Origin of the sequence: Clostridium bornimense, from assembly GCF_000577895.1 — a bacterium.
Lineage (GTDB): Bacteria > Bacillota > Clostridia > Clostridiales > Clostridiaceae > Clostridium_AN > Clostridium_AN bornimense.
Window position 1 is genome coordinate 231,249 of sequence record NZ_HG917868.1, and the last position, 11,385, is coordinate 242,633.

General features: G+C 29.8%; 5 protein-coding genes. All 5 read left to right on the forward strand.

Features of this window, described 5'->3' with window-relative positions:
- Positions 1–29: 29 nt before the first annotated feature.
- The 5 genes from CM240_RS01085 to CM240_RS17380 all read left to right on the forward strand — a co-directional run bounded on the left by CM240_RS01085 (position 30) and on the right by CM240_RS17380 (position 11,365).
- A complete protein-coding gene (locus CM240_RS01085; RefSeq protein ID WP_044035854.1) occupies positions 30–6,047 on the forward strand; it encodes a lectin-like domain-containing protein in 6,018 nt (2,005 codons plus the stop codon).
- 71 nt (positions 6,048–6,118) lie between these two features.
- A complete protein-coding gene (locus CM240_RS01090) occupies positions 6,119–9,751 on the forward strand; it encodes a transglutaminase domain-containing protein (protein WP_162148679.1) in 3,633 nt (1,210 codons plus the stop codon).
- Positions 9,752–9,766: 15 nt separating this feature from the next.
- Complete coding sequence (locus tag CM240_RS01095; RefSeq protein ID WP_044035856.1) at positions 9,767–10,450, forward strand: PoNi-like cognate immunity protein; 684 nt, start codon at positions 9,767–9,769, stop codon at positions 10,448–10,450.
- A gap of 344 nt (positions 10,451–10,794) precedes the next feature.
- Positions 10,795–11,226 carry a hypothetical protein gene (locus CM240_RS17375; RefSeq protein WP_156930491.1) on the forward strand — a complete coding sequence of 144 codons (432 nt, stop codon included), beginning with the start codon at positions 10,795–10,797 and terminating at the stop codon, positions 11,224–11,226.
- Positions 11,219–11,365, forward strand: a complete 147-nt coding sequence (locus CM240_RS17380; RefSeq protein WP_156930492.1) for a hypothetical protein — start codon at positions 11,219–11,221, stop codon at positions 11,363–11,365. The genes CM240_RS17375 and CM240_RS17380 overlap by 8 nt, the downstream gene beginning before the upstream one ends.
- The last annotated feature ends 20 nt before the right edge of the window (positions 11,366–11,385 follow it).

Consider the following 11,385-nt stretch of genomic DNA (forward strand, 5'->3'; position numbering starts at 1 on the left):
TGTAATTTTAAAAATAGGGAGGGAAAATATTGAAAAAAAACAAGTCTAAAAAAATTGCTATTAAAACTAAACAAATGATAGCAAAAGTTTTAATTATAATTTGTTTAATAACTAATATTAATACAAATTATATAGTTTTAGCTCAAGATGAAAATACAAACACTGAGATTGAATCAGCAATAGAATGGTTAGAAACTAATCAGAATGAAGATGGTACTTGGGGGGACAGTATTCAACAGATAACGACGTATCAAGTTCTGGATGTATTGCAAAGTGAACTGGATAGTGAAAAGAGTTACAAGGAAGGTTTAAAATGGGCAAAAGAACAAGAAGAATCTACAGTAGATTATCAAGCAAGGCGATTAATGATAAAAGAATTAGTAACAAAAGATAATATTGAAGACCTAATAAAAAACCAAAACGAAGATGGGGGTTTTGGATTAACAGATCTTTATGGAAGTGATGTAGTAGATGCTAATCTTGTATTAACAGTATTACTAGATCAGAATGAACAAGAAGTAGATGTTGAGAATAGATTAGTAAATTATATACTTAATCATCAAAACGAAGATGGTAGTTTTTCTTATTTTGAAGATACAACAGAAAGTGTAAAACTTACTGCAGAAGTTATTATTGCATTAAATAAATTTAGTAATATATGTGAAAATAATTCTTATAATGTGCAGCAATCAATAAGAAAAGCAGGAGATTATTTATTGAGCAAACAAAATGACAACAAGCTTTGGGGAGATTCATTAGAAGATATACGAGCCTCTCTTAAAGCTTTTTCAGCAGTACTTAATACTGAAGGGATACAAGAAAGTTCATATATAGAAAAAGTAGTTAGTGGACTTCAATTAGAAAATGGAAGTGTAATGAATGATGCATATGCTACAGCACTTTATATTGAGTTAATGAAAAAAATATCAGAAATACCTAAGGCTGAGATAGATTCTATCAATATCTATAAAAAGGACAATGCAGATAAAACTTTATGTAAGAGTTATAAAGCATATGAAGATATGACAATAGAAGTAGCTGCTAATTATGATGAAGAAAAAGCAGAAGTTAACGTTTTTATCTTAGATGAGCATGGGGGAGTAGTTTTTCAAGATAATAAGTTAAAAACAGATTGGGAGGTAAAAAATCAAAGCCCAGGACAATATAGAGTTGTTGTACAAATAATTGATTCTAAAAGTAGATATATAATATCTTCTGCCGAAGAGAATTTTACAATTGAAGAAAGTGTACAAGTGGATAATTTTGAAACATTAATTGATTGTGATTCTACAATGGTGGGTGAACCTATAACTATTAATACAAAGGTTGCATTTGATAATTTATCTAATGTAGATGTAAATCTTATATTAAGGACTCAAATTTTGAAAGGTGATGTAGTAGTTAAGGAAGATTCAAAAATACAAGAACTTAGCAAGAGTAAAGAAAGTTATGATGTTGAGCTTATGACATTTGAACCAGAAGTTACAGAACCTGCTACATATACTTTTAAGGTAGAAGCAATACAAAATGATAATCTAGTAGGTAGTAATGAAAAAGAATTTATTGTTTATGAAAGACTTTCTAATACTGGTGTTTATATTACACAAGATAAGGATAAAGAAAAACTTTATCCAGGAAAAGATAATTTGAAGTTGAATTTTCATTTAAAAGGATTAAAAGAAAATGATGAAAAAGTTATGAGTTATAGATCATTTTCAGTACTAGCCGCTCTTGCGGATGAATCAACATCATCATTTGCTTATAGCGGAAATATTATGTCTAATGAATATATAGAATTTTATTTGAATGGTAGAGGATATACATTAGGAACTAAGGAAGGAAATCCTGAGTATATTTCAGATAATAATAAAAATTTACTTTATGGACATCCAGGAAGTGGTACAAGTTATACTACTGTAAATATTGATGATAATAAATATATATATTCACCAAATGTTCAAGGGGTAACTCCAGATTTATCTGAAGGTAGTGTAACATCGGTTGAAAAGATTGGAAATGTTAAGATAAAACAAAAGTTTGCCATTGTTAATAATTCTAATACAGGTAGAAATGATATGGTTGAAATACGTTATATTGTTAAAAATGAAGATACAGTAAGTCATAGTGCAGGATTAAGAATAATGCTAGATACTATGTTAGGATATAATGATGCAGCACCTTTTAGAGTTCCAGGAATAGGGGCATTAAGCTATGAAAAGGAGCTAGTGGGAGATAAAATTCCACAGTATTGGCAAGCATTTGATAACTTAAGCAATCCATCTGTAGTAGCTCAAGGAACTTTTTATAAAGAAGGAATGATAAAGCCTGATTTAGTACAGTTTATGAATTGGAGTAGAGTTAATAGCTATTCATGGTATCTTACTCCTACAGGAAGTAGTACAGGGGATAGTGCAGTGACTGTCTTTTGGAATCCTACAGAATTGTTACCGGGAGAAGAAAGAGAGTATGTAACTTATTATGGAATTGGAGAGTTAAATTCAGATATTAGTGGAAGTTTAGTAGCAAGTATTACTGGTGCTTCGAAATTAGAAGCTACAGAAGAGGGATATGATCCTAATCCATTTTTAGTAACTGCTTATGCATATAATATGGGACTTGAAGAGATAGGGAATGTTAAAGCACGTGTTGTTTTACCAACAGGACTTAAATTGGCTGAAGAAGAAAAAGAAACTCATTTATTTGGAAATATGGGTGTAGGAGAGGAAAAGCAAACTTCTTGGAATGTAGTAGCAGAAGATTCTTTAGTGGATAAAACTTTAACTTATTCTGTGGTATATAGTGTAAATGGAGTAGATATTAAGACTATAAATAGAAACGTTTTTGTTCCTAAACAAATTAATAATATAGCTGGACGAGATGTAGTATTAGAAACTGTTATACCATCATCAGAATTCAAGATTAATCCAGAAAAAGTAACACCGGCACCTTCTGAAATTATTGAAAAAGAAGATGGAAATCAATTATTACGTTGGAATTTTGACAAGATTGATATTGATGAAGTTATAGATTTACAAGTTGAATTAAATGGAGAAAGTCTTATATCAGAAGCTAAGTATGTAGTAACTAAAGATACTACATTAAGTTATACAAATAGAGAAAATGAGAGAGAGACTCGTAAGCTTAAAAATATGTCAGTAGAAGTTAATAAATATGAATTGGAATCAGAAATTACTACAGATAAGAAAGAATATACAGCAAACGAGAACGTTATAATTACAAATAAAACTAAGAATCTTCATGATTATTCTATGAATTTGACTGGAAAGGTTACAATTTATGATTCAAATAATGAGGTAGTGGAAGTTTTAGACAATAACATTGAATCTATCTGGCAAGGGAATGAAGAAAAAGAAGATAATTATACTTTTAATACAAAAGAATTGCTGATGGGAACATACAAGATAGAGGTTCAATGGTTTGAAGGAAGTAAAATTATACAAACTACAGATGCTTATTTCAATATTAATAAAGATGGAAGCATAAAACACAATGTTTTTGTAGATAAGCAACAATATAATGCTAATGATGTAGTTACATATACAAATAAAATAAGTAATACAAGCATTAATTGTATAGAAAAAGGACTAACATTAGAAACAGTAATTACAAATGAACAAAATGAAGTCGTAAAAAATGAATTAGTTTCATTAGAAGATATACTGTCTTCAACACAAGTAACTAAGAATGGTACATTTAAACTTAATGATAATAAAGCTGGACAATATAAAGTAACTGCAACAATTTATTTAGATGATAAGAAAATAAGTGAAGAAACAACATTATTTGAGGTAATATCTACACAAGAAAATTTATTTGGAGTAAAAGGAAACTTAAAGGTATTAAATTCTATAATTACACCAGCAGAAGAGGTATCTTTTGAAAGTTTAATAGAGAATACTGGAAATGAAAATATTCACAATATGCCTCAGATTATTAGAATTATTCAAGTTGGTACTGAAAAAGAAATGAAAAAATATCAATGGGAATCAAATGTTGAAGTAGGTAATAGCGATAATAAGACATTTACATGGGGTGATAAATCTATAGAAGCTGGTGACTATATTATTCAATATGAAGCTATTAAACCTAATGGCGAAACTAAGTTAATAGCATCTAATAACTTCACTGTTAAATATATTGAAGATGATTTTGAAAAAGAAAATGATTTATGGAACTATATGGGCACTGCACATAGAAGTGATGGTGGTTATGCTGTACTAACAGAAAATAAAAATCATGAAAATGGAGCAATGTGGTTAAAGCAAGGAATATCATTGCCTTTTGTTACGACCTTTAAATACAAAGCTGGTGGCGGAACAGGAGCAGATGGATTTACATTTATGTTTGCTAAAAAAGCAAATGAATTAGGTAATGAAGGTAGAGAAATGGGCTTTAATACAGGGAACGGATATGCTATTGAGTTTGATAGCTTCTATAATAAGTTCCATGGTGAACAAACTTCTGTAAATAGAGCACATATAGCATTAGGAAAAGATTTATTATCAACAGGAAATAAGGGAGAGATAATAGATTCATTAGCTATGAATGTAACCGAAGAGGTAGCAAGTAAGTTAAGTGATGATAACTGGCATGATGTAGAAGTTAGAGTTACAGAAGACGGAGTACAACTTTATTTAGATGGTGAGAGAGTATTAGTTTATAAAGGAAAATTAGATACTACTTATGATGGATTTGGATTTTCATCAGCTACAGGTACAGAAAATAACCATCATTATATTGATAATGTGATTATAAGAGAAAATACAGAAATAGCACTAGAAGACATAAAAGATGATTTTACAGAAACAAATAGTAAGTGGGATTATCTTGGTAGTGCCTATAGAAGTGATGAAGGTTATGCGGTACTAACAGAAAATAAAACATGGCAAACAGGTGCAATGTGGCTTAATGATGTGGTTTCAGCACCATTTACTAGTAAATTTAAGTATAAAGCAGGCGAGGGTAATGGAGCAGATGGCTTTGTATTTATGTTTGGTAAAGAATCTAATAAGATAGGTGCTAGTGGTGGAACATTAGGATTTTCAGAAGGTAATGGTTATGGTTTAGAATTTGATAGTTTCTACAATGGAAGCAGTGAAAATATCAACAATAATAACAGACATATAGCTTTATTTAAAGATAAGCTAACATCTACATTAAAAGTTAATGCTACAGATGCTATAGCCGCTAAAGTAAGTGATAATAAGTGGCATGATGTAGAGGTAAAAGTTAAGACAGATGGTATTGAAGTATTTATTGATGGCGAAAGTGTTATGACTTGGTACGGAAAAATTGATAAGACTTATAATGGATTTGGTTTTGCAGCAGCTACAGGAGATTATACTAATAGTCACTTTATTGATGATGTTGAGATAAAAGAAGATGTTGAGGAGATAACAGAAAATATAAAAGATGATTTCAGTGCAGATACAGGGTTATGGAACTACATGGGAACTGCAGCAAGACTTGAAGATGGATTTGCAAGAATAACACCAAATGAAAATTGGAAGAATGGTGCTATGTGGCTTAAAAAGGAAACAACAAATAAATTTACTACAAAATTTAAGTACAAAGCTGGTGAAAGTAGTTGTGGAACTAATAGTGATGGATTTACTTATATGTTCTATAAAAATCCAAATCAATTAGGTAATACGGGAGAAACTTTAGGAGTACAAGCTGATAGTGGATATTTTATAGAATTTGATAGTTTTTATAACGGTAGCAATTCTGAAAAGATAGGTAAAAATTCAGCACATATTGCATTAATGAAAAATAGTACAAGTGGAGAGGTACTTCAATTTAATAATGATGATTCAATAACTTCAAAGATAGCTGATGGTCAATGGCATGATGTAGAAGTGAGTGTAACTAGTGAAAGTGTACAAGTATATGTAGATTCTTTACTTGTAATTGACTATAAAGGAACACTAGATACTACTTATACGGGAACTGGATTCAGTGGAGCAACTGGGGGATACAATCAAAATACTTTTATTGATGATTTTGAGATAGACATAACAAGATAACTTAAAAATGAACCATATTGTATGGAGAATAGAATAGTCTATTCTCCATGATAAAAGAAGGGAAGGGAAATATGAAAGATAAGTGGAAGGTTACTTTTAAATCTATTGCATTAACATTAATAGTAATTATGACTATAAATTGTAGTTCACCTGGTGAAGTATGGAGAGAAATAAAAAGTAATGCTAATAAATTATGGGGCGATAAAGAAACATTAACTACTGTAGATAGGACAAAACTAGGCAGTCTTCAAGAAACAGTATCTGCTAATAAGGAAAAAAGTAAAGAAGCTATAGAAAATGATAATTTAGATGAGAGTAAAAAGCTTTTAGAGGAAACTTTAGAAGCTATTGAAAGTAATGAAGATAAGATAAATAAAGAATTTAAAAATATTGAAAAATACTTAGACAAAAATAATTTAGATGTAGCTAAGTCTAGATTAACAGAGGTAAAGAATCAGTTTAAAGACTTAGTAAATAGTAAAGACAAAATAGAAGAAGCTATAAATAGTGATGATAAGGATAAGATATTAGCAGTATTAGATGATGAAAGTATTTTTGGAAAAGATGAAAATACATATAAATCTTTAGGTGATGATGCATTACCTCATAATAATGAAGAAGCAGTATATGTTACAGAAGAAGCTACTGCAATTAGTAATGATGCAATTGAATATTCTTTAGACAAAGATACTGATGATAATGAGGAGTATTTAAAAGAAACTCTAGATACAAAGATAACAGAGGTTATAAAGAAAAAATCTGATGAATTAAGTGATAATCCATTAGATATATATAAGTTTGTAAGAAACAATGTAGATTTTGAAGCTTATGCAGGCTCTAGAAAAGGTGCGGCAGGAGCGTTGGAACAATTAGCTGGTAATGATTATGATCAAAGTTCACTTTTAATAGCATTACTTAGAAGTAAGAATATACCTGCTAGATATGTAACAGGAACTGTAGATGTATCTGTAGAAAATGCAATGGTATGGACAGGAGCAGAAACACCAAAAGTTGCAGCAGATATGTTAGCATCCATGGGAAATAAAACTACAGCTATTACTAGTGGTGGAGAAATTGTAACTATAAGAATAGAACATGTTTGGGTAGAAGCTTATTGTTCATTATGTGAATATAGAGGACAAGGTGAAGTCACTGATGAAAAAGAGTGGATACCATTTGATCCATCATTTAAGACGTATAAAAAAGTAGAAGGAACTATAAACTCAGTAGAGAAAGATATTGAAACAAGTGATATTGCAGATGACTTTTATTATGGTGGTGTAAAAACAGAAGATAACTTTGGAGTGAAGAATATATATAATGATGATTTAAAATATGCTGCAGATGATATAAAATCTCAACTTGAAAAGTATATAAATGAAGAAACTCTTGAAGGAAAAAGACTAATTGATGTTGTTGGTGGATTAGAAATAATTCCTGAAGAAATAGATTTATTGCCATTTAGTATTCCTAATACTTTAGTATCAATAGATAGCAGAAGTAGTGAAATAGATAATAATAAGAGAGAAAAAGTAAGTATAGAAGTTAGTGATACCTATGGTATTGGAGGAGAACTTTCTTTAAATAAGACTGCTGTAGAGTTATATGGTAAGAAATTAACATTAAGTTGGATTCCAGCCACAGATAGTGATGAAGAGATAATAAGTAATTATGGAAGTGTTTTTGATACACCTGCTTACCTAGTTGAAGTTAAACCTGTAATAAAGGCTGATGGAGAAGTTATAGCAGAAGGGTCAGCTATAGGTTTAGGACAAGTGGAAAACTTTAGTATAGTTTTAGATAGAGTAGGATTATCTAGTCAAAGTGTTACCGCTGTATTAACAGCAGGAGGATATTATGCATTAGGATTAGATTATGGTGCAATATCTGAAAATGAAATAACTAATATACAATCAAGGATGAAAGAAGCAGAGGAGAATGCAGCTGAAAAAGACTATTATAGTGACGAAGTTGCCGGAGAAATTCTTAATGGAATAATTAAGAGTTATTTTGGTGAACTAGACAGTATGAATAAAATATCAGCAGAAATGAGTGGGGTAAAAGATACAAGATGTTTAAGCTTTGGTATATCAGGATTTAAACCTACAGTAAAATACTTATACGGTACACCGGTAGATTTAAAATTAGGTTCTGTTTATGTAGATATTGGAGGAGATGCACATTCTGTAGTAAGTAGAGATGGAGATAAAGAAAAAGAAAAAAGTTACATGATAAAAACAGGAATGATAGCATCTGCAATGGAAAGTTCAATAATAGAGCAAATGTGTGGACTTCCAGCAGTATCAACAGTATCAATATTAAATAAGGCAACAGAACAAGGAGAAACATTATACTCAGTAACTAAAGAAAATGTAAATGAAGTATTACCACTTTTAAATGTAGGCGACTATGTAAAAAATGAAATAGTAAATGTGGTGAATTCAGGAAAAGAAGTAACAATACCTAAGAATGAAATTAACTATTATGATTGGACAGGTTCTGTATATATAGTAATGGACAATGACACTGGAGCAGCTGGATATATGATTGCTGGTGGATATGCTGGTGGAGAAGGTGCTAATGATTTAAGTAGTGTAAATGTATGGGAAGTATTTGAGCATTTTATAGATGGTTTTACGGAAGGAATAAAGGGAGCAATACCATTTATAATAATAGGTACTATTGTAGCAATAATAGCACCAGAAATTGTTGCAGTTGTAGCAACTATATTATGCTATGCATTTATAATATCATCCATAGTTTCATTTACAGAATTAACAATATTATATGCAAAGGGAGAATATACTACTCAGGAATATTTAAATTTTGTAGCAGAAATAGAGGGAATGCTTTGTAGTGGACTAGCTATGGAGAAGGTAATGAAATCTAGTCTATATAAATCTATTCAAGAAAAATTTACAAATACATTTATAAAGACGTATAATGTAAGTAAGGAAACAGTAAGTAAAGTATGGGATAGGTATGGTAAGAACAAGGCAGATAGTTTATTAGGAAAAATAAAATCAGCAAAAGAAGCTGGAGCCACAGAAACTGAATTAATAAAAGTGACAGAAGTATTAACAGCAGATCAATATTCTAAATACTTAGAAGTAATGGAAAAGGTATATTCTAAGGGAGAAATAGAAGCAAAGAATATTGATAAAGCAAAAGATAGTGCATTAAGAGATGTTAAGAATGAGAAATTAAGTGTTGATGAGATTTATGAGAATGCTGTAAAAAGTAGTATTAGCTCTGTAACTGATATTATTAAGGCAGTTGAAAATGGAGATATCGTTTTATCAAATAATCTTCAAAAGGGTAATTATGGTGAAATGAAGATGGACGTATATTTTGAAAGTCAAGGTTATGATAGAATTAGCATAGATAAGGTTACTGATTTAAATGAACCGACACATCATGGAATTGATGGAGTTTATTATAAAGCAGATGGAGAACCTAAATATATAATTGGAGAGGCTAAGTATGGTAGTTCTACGTTAGGAAATACAAAAGACGGTAAGCAAATGAGTAGTAATTGGATTGATAAAAGATTAGTAGATGCAGTTGGAGAAACTAATGCAGATAAAATTATTATGGAAAAGATGCTTAATGCAGATAATATAAAAAGTCAATTGGTACATATTTCAGATAAGGGAGAAATAACTATAAGCATTTTAGATGATGAGGCAAATATAGTAAAGTAATTTTGGAGGAGCATTATGAGAGATAATATTAAGGACATAAATTATTTTAAAAAAAAATATCAATCAGAGAATAATAGGATTGAAAAGTTTAAAAATGCTATTTTAGAACTAGATAAAACGAATGTTAATGGAATTAAAATCGGCAAAATACATCTATCAAATTTATATATGAATTGTGTTAAGTTAACATATTCAATGGGATATTCATGTGATAAGGTCTTTGAATATTATGTGGAATATTTAAAATATTATACTGATGTATGTTTATCAAACGATAGCATATATGACATAATAGATATTCTTTCAATTGGAGTTCTATTTATTAAAAAGAAAAATATTTTTATTGAATATTTAAGAAGGATTATGAAAGACTCTTTTATAGAAGATGGGTTGATAATATGTCTTTTTCAATATTTAGAGAATGGGAAAATACAAAAGGAAAGGTCACAATTTGATTATTTTAATGATTTATGTGTAACTAATGAAAAAGAAATGGTATTAATAAATGAATTAAATAAATGGTATCATGAGCATTATGATGCGTATTGGTATAATTCTCATAAGTCAGTAAATGATACTTATTGTGGGTATTGGTGTTTTGAAGTTGCAGCTTTGGCTAAAATTTTTAATGTTGATGACACTTGTTTAAAAAGTAATAAATTTTATCCATATGATTTAGCTCATTATGAATTAATATAAAAGTTTAACAAATTGAATGATTACATAATAAGGTCAGAGGTGATAGCTTCTGGCTTTGTTTTTTGTACGATACATGAATTTAAGAAAATATGGCTTAAGGTATGGTAAAATATAAGTTAGATTATTAAGTGATACAAAAGAACATATGAACGCAGCTACAAGAGAATTAAAATGTAAGAAATATAATGTAACAAAGGAAACCCTAACTAAAGTATGGAATAGATAAGGTAGATAGTTTATTAGGAAAAATAAAATCATCAAAAGAAGTTGGTGCTACAGAAACAGAATTAATAAAGGTAACATAAAAGTTAACAGCAGATCAATATTCTAAATACTTAGAAGTAATGGAAAAGGTATATTCTAAGGGAGAAATAGAAGCAAAGAATATTGATAAAGCAAAAGATAGTGCATTAAGAGATGTTAAGAATGAGAAATTAAGTGTTGATGAGATTTATGAGAAGGCTAAGAAGGCAAGTGAGAGTGGTAGTAATTCTATACGAGATTTGACAAGAGATGAAGCAAGAGGTTTTGTAAAAGGATTACTGAATGATAATGGTGAAATCAATTTGGAAAGTTTACAAGCAATTATTCCGGATGATGTACCGAATACATTTGTACCAACAGATACAATAAAAGATGGAGGTAAATATGAATTCACTTTAGCGGATGGACAAAAGGCTATTATTCGTTGGCATGAGCCGGATCCTGTTGCAGCAGAAAAATATCCAGGGTGTGCATCAGGAAGCAGAAAATGTTTTAGAAGAATATGTGAATGAGAAAATTTCGAAGGAACAATTCTTGGACATAGTCAATATATTAACTGATAGACAAGTTATGAGTTATGAATTGTTAGAAAACAATATTAAGGTTAAATTAGATAATACCATTTCAGATATGTGGAATACGGAGAACTAAAATGAAGTGGATATTATTCT

Coding starts and splice junctions, on each gene's coding strand:
- CM240_RS01090 (WP_162148679.1), top strand. CDS start 6,119: ATGAAAGATAAGTGGAAGGTTACTTTTAAATCTATTGCATTAACATTA.
- CM240_RS01095 (WP_044035856.1), top strand. CDS start 9,767: ATGAGAGATAATATTAAGGACATAAATTATTTTAAAAAAAAATATCAA.
- CM240_RS17375 (WP_156930491.1), top strand. CDS start 10,795: ATGGAAAAGGTATATTCTAAGGGAGAAATAGAAGCAAAGAATATTGAT.